Source organism: Actinomadura sp. NPDC047616 (genome assembly GCF_040642915.1).
GTDB classification, from domain to species: Bacteria; Actinomycetota; Actinomycetes; order Streptosporangiales; family Streptosporangiaceae; genus Spirillospora; species Spirillospora miaoliensis.
This window is the reverse complement of record NZ_JBEYTB010000028.1, coordinates 1-15674: the sequence shown is the minus strand read 5'-3', so window position 1 is coordinate 15674 and position 15674 is coordinate 1. Positions and strand designations below refer to the sequence as shown.

Here is a 15674-nt window from a genome sequence, read left to right as displayed (position 1 = left end):
CGCGTTCCCATACCGTGGGGGTTCCCGCACCGTCGTGCGTTCCCCATTTCCAGTCTCCCCCGTGCCCGCCCGCGGACCCAAACCCCGCCTCCGGGGGTGCGACCGCCCGCGTCCGCGACGTAGTGTCGATCGCGTGCGTCCATCCACACCTCCAGAGACCACGCGGGGCGGGCTGCGCGAGAGCGGCCATGTCCACCGGTCGGTGAAGGCCGAGATCCGTCACAACCTGCTCGCCCGCCTGAAAGCGGGCGAACCGCGCTTCCCGGGCATCGTCGGGTTCGACGACACCGTGCTGCCGCACGTGGAGCGGGCCCTGCTCGCCGGGCACGACATGGTGCTGCTGGGCGAGCGCGGCCAGGGCAAGACGCGGCTGATCCGGACCATCGCGGGCCTGCTGGACGAGTGGACCCCGGTCGTCGCCGGGTGCGAGATCAACGACCACCCGTACGCGCCGGTCTGCGTGCGCTGCCGCCGCCTGGCCGACGAGCTGGGCGACGACCTGCCGGTCACCTGGAAGCACCGCGACGAGCGGTACGGCGAGAAGCTGGCCACCCCCGACACCGGCGTCGGCGACCTGATCGGCGACGTCGACCCGATCAAGGTGGCCGAGGGCCGCACGCTGGGCGACCCCGAGACCGTCCACTTCGGCCTGGTGCCGCGCACCAACCGGGGCGTCTTCTGCATCAACGAGCTGCCCGACCTGGCCGAGCGCATCCAGGTGTCGCTGCTGAACGTGCTGGAGGAGCGCGACGTGCAGGTCCGCGGCTACGCGCTGCGGCTGCCGCTGGACGTGCTGCTGGTGGCCAGCGCCAACCCCGAGGACTACACCAACCGCGGCCGCATCATCACGCCGCTGAAGGACCGGTTCGGCGCCGAGATCCGCACCCACTACCCGCTGGAGCTGGACGACGAGCTGGACCTCATCCGCCAGGAGGCCGAGTTCGACTTCTTCGCCGGCGACGGCTCCCCGCTGACCAAGGCGGCGGCCGACCTGCCCGCCGAGGTGCCGGCCCACCTGCTGGAGATCGTGGCCCGGTTCACCCGCCTGGTGCGCGAGTCGACTGCGGTGGACGCCCGTTCCGGGGTGTCGGCGCGGTTCGCGCTGGCGGGCGCGGAGACCGTGGCCGCCGGGGCGGTGCGCCGCGCCGCGCTGACCGGCGAGGAGCACGCCGTGGCCCGGGTCTGCGACCTGCCCGCCGTCGTCCCGTCGCTGATGGGCAAGGTGGAGTTCGAGGTCAGCGAGGAGGGCCGCGAGCAGGAGGTGCTGGAGCACCTGCTGCGCCGGGCGATCGCCGAGACCTACCGCCGCACCCTCGGCGGGGCCGACCTGTCCGGGCTGCTGGACAAGTTCGACTCCGGCGAGAGCGTGGAGTCCGGCGAGCTGGTGCCCGCCACCGAGCTGCTGCGCCGCATCGGCCACGTCCCCGGCCTGGCCAAGATCATGGAACGGCTGGACATGACCGGGGAGTCGCCGGGGCAGGCCGCGGCGGCGCTGGAGTTCGCCCTGGAGGGGCTGTTCCTGACCCGCCGGCTCTCCAAGGACACCGCGGCCGGACGCGGCGACGGCACCGCCACGTACCGCACATGACCTTCCCGAGTCGCACATGACCGTCCCCAAGAGCCTGGGGGTTCGATGAGCCGTTACCGGTACGGGGCCTATGAGGGCGGGCCCGACCCGCTGGCCCCGCCGTACGACGTGCGGGCCGCGCTGGACGCGATGGGCGACTCGGTGCTGGAGGGGACCCGCCCCGAGGAGGCGCTGCGCGAGCTGCTGCGCCGGGGCCTGCCCGGCGCGCAGGGCCGCCGCGGGCTGGACGACCTGCTGCGCGAGGTGCGGCGCCGCCGCCGCGAGCTGCGCGACCGCGGCCGCCTGGACGGGACGCTGGAGCAGGTGCGCTCGCTCCTGGACACCGCGATCGGGCAGGAGCGGGCCGAGCTGTTCCCCGACCCGAGCGACGAGGCCCGGCTGCGCGAGGCCGAGCTGGACGCGCTGCCGTCCGACGCGTCCCAGGCGGTACGGCGCCTGGCCGACTACGACTGGCGGTCCGACGCGGCCCGCGCCACCTACGAGCAGATCAAGGACCTGCTGCGGCGCGAGGTGCTGGACGCCCGCTTCCAGGGCATGAAGCAGGCCCTCAGCAGCCAGGACCCCCAGGCGATGCGGCGCGTCAAGGACATGATGGCCGCGCTGAACGACATGCTCGACAAGGACGCCCGCGGCGAGCACACCCAGGCCGACTTCGACCGGTTCATGCAGGAGTACGGGGACTTCTTTCCCGAGAACCCGGAGAACCTGGAGGAACTGGTCGACTCCCTGGCCCGCCGCGCGGCCGCCATGGAGCGCCTGCTGGACTCGCTGACGCCCGAGCAGCGCGCCGAGCTGGCCGGGCTGATGGACCAGGTCATGCAGGACGCGGGCCTGGCCATGGAGATGACCCGGCTGACCGACGCGCTGCGCGCCCGCCGTCCCGACCTGGCCTGGGGCGGGCAGGAGCAGATGACCGGGCAGGACCCGCTCGGCATGGGCGACGCCACCACCGCGCTCGCCGAGCTGGCCGACCTGGCCGACCTGGAGGCCGCGCTCGCCCAGGACTACCCGGGCGCGCGCCTGGACGACATCGACGAGGAGGCGGTCCGCCGCGCGCTGGGCCGCCAGGCCGTCGACGACCTGGCGCAGCTGCGCCGCATCGAGGCCGAGCTGGAGCGCCAGGGCTACCTGCAGCGCCGCCGCGGCGGCCTGGAACTGACGCCCAAGGCCGTGCGGCGGCTCGGCGAGACGGCGCTGCGCCGGGTGTTCGCCCAGCTCACCTCCGGCCGGCAGGGCGACCACGACCAGCGCGACGCCGGGCAGGCCGGGGAGCTGACCGGCTCCAGCCGGCCCTGGCGGTTCGGCGACGAGCAGCCCCTCGACGTCGTCCGCACGGTGAGCAACGCGATCCGCCGCAACGCCATGGAGGGCTCCGGCGCGGGCGGCGGCGTGCGGCTGAACAGCGTCAAACTGGACGTCGACGACTTCGAGGTGCAGGAGACCGAACGCCGCACCGCCGCGGCCGTGTGCCTGCTGGTCGACCTGTCGTACTCGATGGTGCTGCGCGGCACCTGGGCGGCGGCCAAGCAGACCACCCTGGCCCTGCACACGCTGGTGACCAGCAAGTACCCGCAGGACGCCATCCAGATCATCGGGTTCTCCAACTACGCCCGGGTGCTGCACCCCACCGAGATGGCCGGGCTGGACTGGGACATGGTGCAGGGCACCAACCTGCACCATGCGCTGATGATCGCGGGCCGGCACCTGGACCGGCACCCCGACTTCGAGCCGATCGTGCTGGTGGTCACCGACGGGGAGCCCACCGCCCACCTGCGCCCCGACGGCCGGTCCCTGTTCGACTACCCGCCGTCCCCCGAGACCCTCGTGCTGACGCTGGCCGAGGTCGACAAGATGACCCGGCGCGGCGCCTGCCTCAACGTGTTCATGCTGGCCGAGGACCGCCGCCTGGTGTCTTTCGTGGAGGAGGTGGCCCGGCGCAACGGCGGCCGGGTGTTCGCGCCCGACGCCGAACGGCTCGGCGAGTACGTCGTCAGCGACTACCTCCGGGTGCGCCGCGGCCGCCGCTGAAGGGCGTAATCGTTTGGGGGGCGCCCCCCAAACCCCCGTCAAGCGATCGGGCAATCCTCGCTCCTCCGGCGCTCCGCCGCGGTCGCCGAGCGTTAGGGTCGGTTCTATGTCGACCACCGACCGGCTGCTGCTCTTCCTGCACATCGGGTTCGCGATCTTCACGCTGGGGCCGCTGACGGCCGCCACCATGGCCAGCCCGCGCTACATCCGCAAGGGCAACGTGGTGGTGCTGCGCTACCTCACCCGGGTCACGCGGATCTACGGGCTGGGCACCCTGGGGATCTTCCTCTTCGGTCTGTTCCTGGCCAAGGGCCGGTTCAACCAGATGTGGCTGTCGGCGTCCATGACCCTGTTCGTGGTGGCGCTGGCCCTGCTGGTGCTCGTCGAACGCGACCAGCGCAAGGCGGCGCACGCGCTGGAGCTCGCGGCGGCAGAGGCGGCGCGTCCCGTCGAGGCGGCGCAGCCGGGACCGGCGCCCGCCGGAAGGGAGCCCGCCGCGGCCGAGGGCGAGCAGGAGCCCGCCCGGCCGGCGGCCGCCGCCGCGACGTTCGAGGACGTCGCGCAGGTGGAGCGCGGCCGCATCGCCGCGATCTCCGGCGTGGTGGCCGTGATCTGGCTGGTGATCCTCGTCCTGATGATCTGGTACTCCTAGCGCGCTGAGCCCCGCCGGGCTCGGCGGGGCTCAGCGGCTACGGCCTCAGGTCCGCGGCTACGGCCTCAGGTCAGCGGCTACGGCCTCAGGTCAGCGGGTGCGGGCCTTGAGGAAGGACAGGATCCGGGGGTAGACGCTCGGGTTGTCCATCAGCGCGGGCCCGTGCATGCTGCCCGGCACCGTGGTGACCGTGGCGGGCACGCCGGCGCGGTTGAGCGCCCCGGCCAGGCCGGTGCTCTGAGTGCGCGGGACGAACTCGGTGGTGCCGTGCATGAGCAGCATCGGGGCGTCGCCCGCCGAGGCGTGGGTGGCCGAGCTGGCGTCGTCGACCTTCGTCCAGCAGGTGGCGTTCTCGGGGCCGGGACGGCAGCCCAGCAGCGTGACCACGGCGCGGCGCAGCTTGCGCTGGCCGGGGGTGGCGGTCAGCTCGGCGCCGACCTGGTAGGCCAGGTACGGGGTGTTGACCGGCGACAGCGCGACCACCCCGCGGACGCGCTGGGCGCCCTGGCCGTAGGCGCCGAGCTGGGTGGCCAGCAGCCCGCCGGCCGACGAGCCGATCACCACGATCCGGTCCGGGTCGACGTTCCAGCGCTTGGCGTTGCGCTTGACGTAGTCGAGCGCGGCCTCGACGTCGTCGCGCTGGGCGGGCCAGGCGGCGGTGCCCGCCAGCCGGTAGTTGGCGGCGAAGACCGCGAAGCCCTCGTTGGTGAGGCGGCGGGCGAAGTACTTCCAGCCGCTCTTGTCACCGCCGAGCCAGTAACCGCCGTGCAGCACCAGCACGCCCGGACGCGGCTTCTCGGCCTGCCGGGCGCCCTGCCCGCGCGCGGCCGATGACGAGGTCGGCGACGGACGCCAGTACGCGTCGAGGCGCTGGCGCGGCGCGGACCCGTAGGCGTAGGTGACCATGCGCGGCGGCCTGGGCGTCACCATCACCGCCCGCGCCGACGTCACCGAGTCGGTGTCGGTGTCCGGAGCGGACGCGCCCGGCGAACCGGGGGCCTGCGACGGCGTCGCCGAGCCCGCCGGACCGGACGGCTCCGACGACGCGTCCGGCTCCGGCGCCGGGGGCGTCGACGACGGCGAGACGGTCGCCTCGGCCGTCGCCGAACCGCCGGGCGGCGGGGTCGGCGCGGTGGCCTGGGCGGCCCCGCCCGGCACGGCGACGGCCGCGATGCAGGTGGCGGCGAACGCCGCTCCGCTCACCAATACCTTGCGCACCCCGGACCCTTTCCTGAAGAGATCTTGGTGCGCACATCATATAGAGCGTCCCCGCTCCGCGCCGGGCCAACGCCGCTGCCGATGACTCCGCCGACGATGTCGCCGATGATCTCGCCGATGACGTCAGCCGAGCGCGCGGCGCAGGTCGGCCAGCAGGTCGCCGGCGTCCTCGATGCCGACCGACAGCCGCACCAGGTCGGCCGGGACCTCCAGCGGCGACCCGGCGACCGACGCGTGGGTCATCCGCGCCGGATGCTCGATCAGCGACTCCACCCCGCCCAGCGACTCGCCGAGAGTGAACAGCTTCGTCCGCTCGCACACCCGGACGGCGGCCTCCTCCGTCTCCATCCGGAAGGACACCATCCCGCCGAACCCGCGCATCTGCTTGGCCGCGGTCTCGTGGCCCGGGTGGTCGGGCAGCCCCGGGTAGAGCACCTGCTTCACGGCCGGGTGCGCGGTGAGCATGTCGACCACGGCGGCGGCGTTGGCGCAGTGCCGGTCCATCCGCACCGCCAGCGTCTTGACGCCGCGCAGGGTCAGCCAGGCGTCGAACGGCCCGGCCACCGCGCCCATGGCGTTCTGGTGGAACGCCAGGCGCTCCCCCAGGTCGGCGTCGGCCGCCACCAGCGCGCCGCCGACCACGTCGGAGTGGCCGCCCAGGTACTTGGTGGTCGAGTGGACGACCACGTCGGCGCCCAGCGCCAGCGGCCGCTGCAGGTAGGGCGAGGCGAAGGTGTTGTCGACCACCAGCAGGGCGCCCGCCTCGTGCGCGACGGCGGCCAGCGCGGCGATGTCGGCCACGCCGAGCAGCGGGTTGGTCGGCGTCTCCACCCAGATGATCTTCGTTTCGGGACGGACGGCGGCGCGCACCGCGGCCACGTCGCCGAGCGGCACCGGATCGTACGCCAGCCCCCAGCGCTCGAACACCTTGGCGAACAGCCGGTACGTGCCGCCGTAGGCGTCACCGGGGATGACGACGTGGTCGCCCGGCGCGCACACCGTGCGCAGGAGGGCGTCCTCGGCGGCCAGCCCGGAGGCGAACGCCAGCCCCCGCGCTCCCCCCTCCAGTTCGGCCAGGCATACCTCCAGCGCGGTACGCGTCGGATTGGCCGAACGGGAGTACTCGTAGCCGCCGCGCAGCCCCCCGATGCCGTCCTGCTTGTACGTCGAGACCTGGTAGATCGGGGGCACGACCGCCCCCGTGGCCGGGTCGGGCTCCTGCCCGGCGTGGATGGCCAGCGTCTCGAACCCCTGGTGAACCTCGTCGTCCATGAGCACGAGGCTATCCACCCCTCGCCACTCCTTCGGGAGGAGGTGGTCCCCCGTAGGTATCAGCCCCGATTTCGGCTCCCGGGTTGACCACTTTCGCCGGGCCGATCCCTACGGTTGAACCGTATCCAGAGATGACTGACTGATCCCGCTCCGGCGACCCCGCACGCCGGGCGGCCCCGAGTTCGCGAGCCCCGGGCTCGCGGCGTACCGCTCTCCCCCATTGAAGGAAACCGCATGTTCGCACGCCTGGCCCGCGTGGTGGTCAGACACCCCTGGCTGACGCTCCTGACATGGGCGGTGGCCTGGGTCGCCATCGTCTTCCTGTCACCCTCGCTGAAGACCGAGTCCGACCAGAGCGAGTTCCTGCCGTCCTCCTACGAGGCCGTGCAGGCCGCCGAACTGGCGCAGAAGTCCTTCCCGCAGCAGGCCGACGCCACCACGCTGATCGTGGTGAAGCGGTCCGACGGCGGGCAGCTCACCGCGGCCGACACCGCGAAGATCGGGCAGGCCGCGCAGGCGCTGACCGCCAAGAAGTACCCGACGGTGCAGGCGTTCGCGACCGGCCCGCAGACGGTGGCGCCCAACAAGAAGATCCAGCTCATCAGCGTCCCCATGAAGGGGTCGACGCCGGACGAGGCCACCAAGCAGGGCGACGCGGTCAAGGACATCCGCAAGGACCTGCCGGGCATGCTGGGGTCCGGGCTGACCGCCAACGTCGGCGGTGACGTCGCCACGTTCACCGACAACGAGGACTCCTTCAACACCTCGTTCATCCTGGTGACCGTCGGCACCTTCGTGCTGATCATCGGGCTGATCCTGGTGATCTTCCGGGCGCCGGTCGCGGCGATCCTGCCGATCATCGTGATCATGCTGACCGAGGCCATGGCCAGCGGGCTGATCGGGGCGGCGTCCAGGCTGCTGAACTTCACCGGTGACGACAGCCTGACGATCATCATGACGATCGTGCTGTTCGGCATCGGCGCCGACTACTACCTGTTCGTGCTGTTCCGCTACCGGGAGCGGCTGCGCGCCGGCGACGACAAGAAGACCGCGATGATCGTGGCGATGGAGCGGGTCGGCGAGGTCATCACCTCGGCCGCGGCCGCCATCGCGGTGACGTTCCTGGTGCTGATGCTCGCCTCGTTCGGCATCTTCTCCGCGTGGGGCCCGTCGCTGGCCATCGGCGTGCTGGTCATGGGCATCACGTCGCTGACGGTGTTCCCGGCGATCGTGTCGCTGCTGGGCCCGGCGGTCTTCTGGCCGTCCAAGTCGTGGAAGCAGCAGCCGAAGGCGCGGGTCTCCTCCGGTCTCGGCCGGATGGTCGGGCGGCGCCCGGCGCTGGTGGCGCTGGTCTCCGGCGCGCTGCTGGTCCTCCTGGCGGTCGGGGCGGTCGGCTTCAAGGCCGACTACGACTTCCAGTCCAGCTTCCCGGAGAACACCGAGTCCGCGCAGGCCATGAAGGACATGCAGAGCGCCTTCCCGGCCGGTCTGACCAAGCCCGTCCAGGTCTACCTGCAGTCCGAGAACGGGCAGCCGATCCCCAAGACCGCCATCGAGTCGTTCCGGCAGCAGGCCGGGTCGCTGCCGGGGGTGGGCGGCGTGCAGCCCGCCCAGCCCGCACCGGGCGGCCGGGTCGTCCAGGTGGACCTGCTGCTCAAGAAGAACCCCGTGTCCAACGACTCGATCAACCTGGTCAAGGACGACCTGCGGCCCGCGGCCCACAAGATCACCCCGCCGGGCACGAAGATGCTCGTCGGCGGCGAGACCGCCATCTACGGCGACATCAACAAGGTCGTCAACCGCGACCTGTCGGTCATCCTGCCGGTGGCCGGGGTGCTGATCGCGCTGATCCTGCTGCTCCTGCTGCGCTCGGTGGTCGCCCCGCTGTACCTGGTGCCGGCGGTGCTGCTCGGCTTCGCCGCCACCATGGGCGCCGCGGTGTACGTCTTCCAGGGCCTGATGGGCGAGGCCGGCGAGGTCTTCCACCTGCCGATCATGCTGTACCTGTTCGTGCTGGCCATCGGGACGGACTACAACATCCTGATGACCGCGCGGCTGCGCGAGGAGGCCAAGGAGGGGCACGAGCCGCGGCGCGCCGCCGCCCTGGCGGTGGAGCACGGCGGCCCCACGGTCGCCGCGGCGGGCCTGATCCTGGCCGGCACCTTCTCGGTGATGCTGCTGGCCGAGGTCTCGATGCTGCAGCAGATGGGCTTCTCGATCGCCATCGGCATCGCCCTGTCGGCCTTCGTGATGTCGATCTTCCTGGTGCCGGGCGTCACCGCGCTGCTCGGCCACCGGGCCTGGTGGCCCGGGCACGGCGACCGGCCCGCCTCGTCCGGCAAGGCCGGCCCGCTGGAGGAGGAGTACGCCGGCACGGGGGCCCGCACCTAGCGGGTCCCGCCCAGGCGGCCCGCCCCTCGGCGGGCCGCCTCCGACCGGGGGCATCGCCCCCGTGACCGATAGAGACGTTGGGCCGCGGAACGCCGGCCGACCAAGCCGCCCACACCGCCGGCGGCCCGCGGCCCAACACCCGGGGAAGAAACCGAAGCGCCGGAGCCCCCTTTGCGCAGGGGCCCCGGCGCTTCGCCGCGTCCAACGGCGGCTACGCGCCCCGGCCACACAACCCGGCCACGTGACCCGGCTGCGCGGGCCGGCGCTCGATCCCGGCTACCCGCCGGCGAGGAAGGCGAGCAGGTCCTGGCGGGTGAGCAGGCCCTTGGGTTTGCCGTCGACCAGCACGACCAGCGCGCCCGCCTTCTCCATGACCTCCACGGCCTTGCTCACCGGCTCGCCGGAGCCGATCGTCGGCAGCGGCGCCGACATGTGCGTCCCGACGGTGTCGCCCAGCGAGCCGCGGTCGCGCACCAGCAGGTCCAGCAGGTCCCGCTCGGCGACCGAGCCGACCACCTCGGCCGCCATGACCGGCGGCTCCTCCTTCATCACGGGGAGCTGCGACACCTCGTACTCGCGCATGATCGCGATCGCGGTCTCCACGCTCTCGTGCGGGTGGACGTGCACGAACTCCGGCAGCTGCCCGCTCTTGCGGGTGAGCACCTCGCCGACCCGGGCCTCCTCGGTGGACGGGGTCAGGAAGCCGTAGTCGGCCATCCAGTCGTCGTTGAAGATCTTCGACAGGTAGCCGCGGCCGCCGTCCGGCAGCAGCACCACGATCACCGCGTCCTCGTCGGCGTCCGCGGCGACCCGCAGCGCGGCCGCCACCGCCATCCCGCAGGACCCGCCGACCAGCAGCGCCTCCTCGCGGGCCAGCCGCCGGGTCATGGTGAACGACTCCTTGTCGGAGATCGCGATGACCTGGTCGCAGATCGTCCGGTCGTAGGTCTCCGGCCAGATGTCCTCGCCGACGCCCTCCACCAGGTACGGACGGCCGCTGCCGCCCGAGTACACCGAGCCCTCGGGGTCGGCGCCGATCACCTTCACCCGCCCGCCGGACGCCTCCTTGAGGTAGCGTCCGACGCCGCTGATCGTGCCCCCGGTGCCGATGCCCGCCACGAAGTGGGTGATCCGCCCGTCGGTCTGCTTCCAGATCTCCGGGCCGGTGGTCTCGTAGTGCGAGCGCGGGTTGCCCGGGTTGACGTACTGGTTCGGCTTCCACGCCCCCGGGATCTCGGCGGCCAGCCGGTCGGACACCGAGTAGTACGACTCGGGGTGCTCGGGCGGCACCGCGGTCGGGCAGACCACGACCTCGGCGCCGTACGCGCGCAGCACGTCCAGCTTGTCCTTGGCGACCTTGTCCGGGCACACGAAGACGCAGCGGTAACCGCGCTCCTGCGCGACGATGGCCAGCCCCACCCCGGTGTTGCCGGAGGTCGGCTCGACGATCGTGCCGCCCGGCCGCAGCAGGCCGGACTCCTCGGCGGCGTCGATCATGCGGACCGCGATGCGGTCCTTGACCGAGCCGCCGGGATTGAAGTACTCCACCTTGGCCAGCACCTGTGGGCGCAGCCCGGCGGTGACTTTGCGCAGCCGGACGAGCGGGGTGTCACCCATCAGCTCGACCAGCGAATCGTGTACCTGCACCGCGACATCCTTGTCGAATCAGTTTGTTACATCCCTGTTCAACCAGCGTGTGCCGCGCCGGGAAGGGATGTGGGTTCGGATAGATTCCAATTCCTGACGGTAGCCCAGTGAGACGGCGGCGGGCACGTTCCGGTGACGGTGCCGCGCCCGCCGGTTACGGAGGGTCGACGGACGATGCTGAGAGCGTTGACGGCACGCCGCATCGCGACGGCCGCCGCCTACGGGGGCGGGGGCCTCACCGCCCTCGGGGGCCTGACCTTCGGACTCATCGTCGTCGAGGCCAAGCTCGCCCGCCGGATCATCCAGGCCACGCCGAACGGCGACCCCCCGGTCGCCGACGGCCTGTACGGGGGCGGCGCCGAGGACGGCGAGGCGTCGGCCGCACCGCTCTCGTTCGTGATGCTGGGCGACTCCACCGCGGCCGGGCTGGGCGTCCACGAGCCCGACGAGACGCCGGCCGCGCTGCTGGCGGCGGGCCTGTCGTCGATCGCGGGACGTCCGGTGCGGCTGACCAACGTGGCGCTGTCCGGGGCCCGTTCGGAGGCACTGCCCGACCAGGTGGACAAGGCCCTGGCCGCCCGTCCCGACGTCGCCGTCATCATGATCGGCGCCAACGACGTCACGGCCCGGGTGCCCGCCGCCGAGTCGGTGCGCCACCTGGCCGCGGCCGTGGAGCGGCTGCACGGCGCGGGCTGCCGGGTGGTCGTCGGCACCTGTCCCGACCTCGGCTCGGTGCAGCCGGTGATGCAGCCGCTGCGGTGGATCGCCCGCCGCGCCAGCCGCCAGCTCGCCGCCGCGCAGACCATCGCGGTCGTCGAACGCGGCGGGCGGACCGTGTCGCTGGGCGACCTGCTCGGCCGCGAGTTCGAGGCCGACCCGCACGAGATGTTCAGCGCGGACCGCTACCACCCGTCCGCCCGGGGCTACGCCGCGGCGGCCGCAGCCGTCCTGCCGTCGATGGCCGCGGCGCTCGGGCTGGAGCCCGAACCCGAGGAGCTGCCGGACGTGCGGCGCGGCGAGGGCGTCCTGCCCGTCTACCTGGCCGCCGCCGAGGCCGCCGAGGAACCCGGCACCGAGGTCGCCGGCACCCGGGTCGCGGGCCGTGAGCGCGGCCCCCGGGGCCGCTGGGCCACCCTGCTGCGGCGCCGCGAGGTCGGCGAGACCGCCGAGGAACCCGACGATCCCGAGGCGGTCCGGCACGGCGTGGCCTAGGCCCCGGCGGTGTGAGCCGGGTCATGGGCGGCGGATCCGCGCCTGTTAGATTTCAAGTGACCAGCGGGTAACACCGGCATCGGCCGCTGACACGAGGAGATCCGCAATGCCCGAGGCAGTCATCGTCGCCACCGCGCGCTCCCCCATCGGACGCGCCTTCAAGGGTTCGCTGAAGGACCTGCGCCCCGACGACCTCACCGCCGAGATGATCAGGGCGGCCATGGCCAAGGTGCCGCAGCTGGACCCGGGCCAGGTCGACGACCTGCTGCTCGGCTGCGGCCTGCCCGGCGGCGAGCAGGGCTACAACATGGCCCGCGTCGTCGCGGTGCTGCTCGGCTGGGACCAGGTGCCCGGCGCCACCGTCACCCGCTACTGCTCCTCGTCCCTGCAGACCACCCGGATGGCCTTCCACGCGATCAAGGCGGGCGAGGCCGACGTGATCATCTCGGCGGGCGTGGAGATGGTGTCCCGGTTCGCCAAGGGCAGCAGCGACGGCCTGCCCGACACCCAGAACCCGGTGTTCAACGACGCGGTGGCGCGCACCGCCAAGCGCTCGGAGGGCGAGGCCGACACCTGGCGGGACCCGCGCGAGGACGGGCAGCTTCCCGACATCTACATCGCGATGGGCCAGACCGCCGAGAACGTCGCCCAGCTGCGCGGCGTCTCCCGGCAGGCGCAGGACGAGTTCGGCGTCCGCTCCCAGAACCTCGCCGAGAAGGCCATCGCCAACGGCTTCTGGGCCGCCGACATCACCCCCGTCACCCTCCCCGACGGCACCGTCGTCGAGAAGGACGACGGCCCCCGTCCGGGCACCACCTACGAGAAGGTCGCGGCGCTGCAGCCGTCCTTCCGCCCCGACGGGACGGTCACCCCCGGCAACTGCTGCCCGCTCAACGACGGCGCCGCGGCCGTGGTCATCATGAGCGACACCAAGGCCGCCGAACTCGGCATCACCCCGCTGGCGCGGATCGTGTCCACCGGCGTGTCCGCGCTGTCCCCCGAGATCATGGGCCTCGGCCCGGTCGAGGCGTCCCGCCGGGCGCTGGCGCGGGCGGGCATGACCATCGACGACATCGACCTCGTCGAGATCAACGAGGCGTTCGCCGCCCAGGTGCTGCCGTCCGCCGAGGAGCTGGGCGTCGACCTGGACAAGCTCAACGTCAACGGCGGCGCCATCGCGGTCGGCCACCCGTTCGGCATGACCGGCGCCCGCATCACCTCCACCCTGCTCAACAGCCTGCGCTTCCACGACAAGCAGTTCGGGCTGGAGACCATGTGCGTCGGCGGCGGCCAGGGCATGGCGATGGTGGTCGAGCGGCTGTCCTGAGTCCGACCGGAGCCGGTCACGCACGATCTGCTGGTGCGCGACGCCCGTCCGGCAGCACAGCGGCGGGCGCCGCGCCCCGGCACGTTACAAATGATCTACGTTACGACAAAGATAGGTCCCCGTTAGGGGGTTGTCACTTCCGGCGTGGTGTTGCACAGTCCAAGGAAGAGCCCCGCCAACCTGGAGGTGCCAATTGTCCCTGAACCACTCGCCGGAGACGCACAGCAAGCTGATCGCCCGCATCCCCACGGTCACAGGACGTGACCTGCCCGAGTGGTTCACCGCCATCGAGAACGGCCCGTCGTTCCTGCGCTGCGAGGAACGCTGCAACTGGCTCGCCGAGGAGCACGGCATCTCGTACGGATACGCCGCCGCCCTCGTCCGCGAACACGAACGCACCCGCCGCGCCCGGCACTACTGATCGCGGGGGGAGCAGTGTGCTCGGTGAGCCCCGCTCACCTTCGCCACCGCCCCGTGTCACCCAGGGGGACGCCCCCTGGAACCCCGTCCGGGCCGAAGGTGCTCGACCGGAGCAGCACAGGGAGACACTCCCTGCCCCGTCCGGGCCGTAAGGACTCGACTGGCAGAGCCGACCGGACACCACAACCCTGCAGTACCCCCAGGGGAGAACCTCCTGGACCCGTTCGTCGTCGCGACGGACGAACACAACCTCATAACACCCGGGCCGTATCACGACGTTCGTTCGCCGGCGGTGCCGGCGTTGACGACCGGGTGTGACGGGACGGACCCGCCCAAGGAATGCCCCCGCACGCCGTGGCGCTGCGCGTTTCGGCCCGTGGCGCAGAGTCCGCCCCGTAACGGATCCGCCCCCGCACCGGCTGACGCCGATGCGGGGGCGGATTCTCGTCTGGGACGTTTCTCGCGGTCAGTCGCGGCCGGAGAAGTAGGACAGGAACCTCAGCAGCTCCAGGTAGATCCACACGAGGCTGAGCACCAGCCCGAACGCGCAGTACCAGGCGAACTTCTCGGGCGCCCCGGCCCGCACGCCCTGCTCGATGGAGTCGAAGTCCAGGAGCAGGAACAGGCAGCCGAGCAGGATGGCGGCCACGCTGAACACGTAGGCCATCGGGTTGCCGGGGTCGCGGATGCCGATGCCGTCCTCGGCGCCGAACAGCTGGACGACCACGTTGACCAGCATCAGGCCGACCATCGCGAAGCCCGCCGCGAGGACGTACCTGGCGAACTTGGGGGTGACGCGGATGATGCGCAGCGAGTGGACGGCGAGCATCGCCCCGAACGCCAGCGCGGTGCCGACCACCGCCTGGAACACCACGCCGTGGTAGAGATCGTTGTAGGCGTGGCTGACGATCCCGACCGCGACGCCGTACACCGCGGCGAACGCCAGCACCAGCGGCGCGTTGGCCTTCTGCCCGAAGGTGATGAAGGCCCAGATCCCCACCTCGGCGATGACCGCCACGGCCAGCACCGGCATGGCCAGCTCGGCGGGCACCAGCGTCCACGCCAGCGCCGCGGCGACCACCAGCGTCAGCAGCGTGAGGAACCCGCGGACGACGACGTCGTCGATGGTCATCGGCCGGGTGGCCGGGGGCGCGGACGGCGTGTAGGAGGGCGCGTTGTACATCTCATGCAGTTGCTGGGGCGGCGGCGCGCCGTAGCCGCCCCCTCCCGCCTGCCGCCCGAAGGCATTGCCCCGGAAGGCCGGGTTCCTGCTCTCCATCAGTAGCCTCCACAGTGGCTGACCTCTTCGATCAGTCTAGACGTGGCAGGCATTCCCAATGTTCCCCAGAGATATGACGGCTTGGTATCGGTCCCGCATCACAGTGCCACCGCCGTCCCAAACACCACCCGCACCCAACCCAAAACCCACCCCACCCCTTCACGCCGCACCCCACATGGTCTTGCCACCCCTCCACAAAGAACGCGAACCTGTAGCAAGCAACACGGAGCCGACTACCCGTCCGACCCTTGACACCGCCACGCCCCACCCACTGAGCGACGTCAGCCACATGGCCTTGCTCAGGCTGCCAAGGCGACGCGCTCTGCACGCGTCCAGCAGGCCCGTGTAGCGAGCGGCCCCACCAGAGGCACAGAAACAGGCATTAACCCATACAGCGCTGCCCCTCCACGCCCCGGCACAGCAACCTCAGACACTTGGTCTTGCTCAGCCTGCCGGGAGGCAACGCTCCGCGGGGGTTCGGCGAGTGCGCGTTGTGAGCGCCCCGCCAGGGGGCGCCCACCACGCGCACGGGCGCGGCACGGCCCCCCCCCGCGGGGCCGCCCCCCCCCCCCGGCGGGGGGTGCAGGGCGGGGCCCCCCCGGGGAAAACCACCGGGCCCACCGCGGAGCCGCGCCCACAG

The 15674-nt window shown here is 72.2% G+C and carries 11 protein-coding genes; 7 read left to right on the top strand and 4 right to left on the bottom strand.

Features of this window, described 5'->3' with window-relative positions:
• The first annotated feature begins 133 nt into the window (after nt 1–133).
• The 3 genes from ABZ801_RS39910 (at nt 134) to ABZ801_RS39900 (ending at nt 4268) form a co-directional block, all read left to right on the top strand.
• A complete protein-coding gene (locus tag ABZ801_RS39910; protein WP_360708755.1) occupies nt 134–1588 on the top strand; it encodes a sigma 54-interacting transcriptional regulator in 1455 nt (484 codons plus the stop codon).
• 45 nt (nt 1589–1633) lie between these two features.
• Nucleotides 1634–3616 carry a hypothetical protein gene (locus tag ABZ801_RS39905; RefSeq protein ID WP_360708752.1) on the top strand — a complete coding sequence of 661 codons (1983 nt, stop codon included), beginning with the start codon at nt 1634–1636 and terminating at the stop codon, nt 3614–3616.
• A 106-nt stretch (nt 3617–3722) separates the two neighbouring features.
• A complete protein-coding gene (locus ABZ801_RS39900; protein ID WP_360708749.1) occupies nt 3723–4268 on the top strand; it encodes a hypothetical protein in 546 nt (181 codons plus the stop codon).
• Nucleotides 4269–4358: 90 nt separating this feature from the next.
• Here ABZ801_RS39900 and ABZ801_RS39895 read toward each other — a convergent pair whose 3' ends face one another.
• Both ABZ801_RS39895 and ABZ801_RS39890 read right to left on the bottom strand, forming a co-directional pair.
• Entirely contained in the window at nt 4359–5486 is a 1128-nt protein-coding gene (locus tag ABZ801_RS39895) for an alpha/beta fold hydrolase (RefSeq protein WP_360708746.1), read from the bottom strand.
• Between the two features lie 123 nt (nt 5487–5609).
• Complete coding sequence (locus ABZ801_RS39890) at nt 5610–6758, bottom strand: cystathionine gamma-synthase (protein WP_344959500.1); 1149 nt, start codon at nt 6756–6758, stop codon at nt 5610–5612.
• Between the two features lie 234 nt (nt 6759–6992).
• On the opposite strand from ABZ801_RS39890, the gene ABZ801_RS39885 reads away from it, so the two are divergent.
• Nucleotides 6993–9149, top strand: coding sequence for an MMPL family transporter (locus tag ABZ801_RS39885; protein ID WP_360708743.1), 2157 nt, complete (start codon nt 6993–6995; stop codon nt 9147–9149).
• 276 nt (nt 9150–9425) lie between these two features.
• On the opposite strand, the gene ABZ801_RS39880 is transcribed toward ABZ801_RS39885, so the two are convergent.
• Nucleotides 9426–10796: a cystathionine beta-synthase gene (locus ABZ801_RS39880; RefSeq protein WP_360708740.1), complete on the bottom strand. Its 1371-nt coding sequence runs from the start codon at nt 10794–10796 to the stop codon at nt 9426–9428.
• Between the two features lie 174 nt (nt 10797–10970).
• Between ABZ801_RS39880 and ABZ801_RS39875 the strand changes: the two genes are divergently transcribed.
• From ABZ801_RS39875 to ABZ801_RS39865, 3 genes are all read left to right on the top strand, one after another.
• Nucleotides 10971–12008, top strand: a complete 1038-nt coding sequence (locus ABZ801_RS39875) for an SGNH/GDSL hydrolase family protein (protein ID WP_360708737.1) — start codon at nt 10971–10973, stop codon at nt 12006–12008.
• A 106-nt stretch (nt 12009–12114) separates the two neighbouring features.
• Nucleotides 12115–13335, top strand: coding sequence for an acetyl-CoA C-acetyltransferase (locus ABZ801_RS39870; protein ID WP_360708734.1), 1221 nt, complete (start codon nt 12115–12117; stop codon nt 13333–13335).
• A 193-nt stretch (nt 13336–13528) separates the two neighbouring features.
• Nucleotides 13529–13756: a DUF4287 domain-containing protein gene (locus tag ABZ801_RS39865; protein WP_344959510.1), complete on the top strand. Its 228-nt coding sequence runs from the start codon at nt 13529–13531 to the stop codon at nt 13754–13756.
• A 465-nt stretch (nt 13757–14221) separates the two neighbouring features.
• Here ABZ801_RS39865 and ABZ801_RS39860 read toward each other — a convergent pair whose 3' ends face one another.
• On the bottom strand, nt 14222–15034 hold the full coding sequence (locus tag ABZ801_RS39860; RefSeq protein WP_360708730.1) for a Bax inhibitor-1/YccA family protein: 813 nt from the start codon (nt 15032–15034) through the stop codon (nt 14222–14224).
• Between the last annotated feature and the right edge of the window lie 640 nt (nt 15035–15674).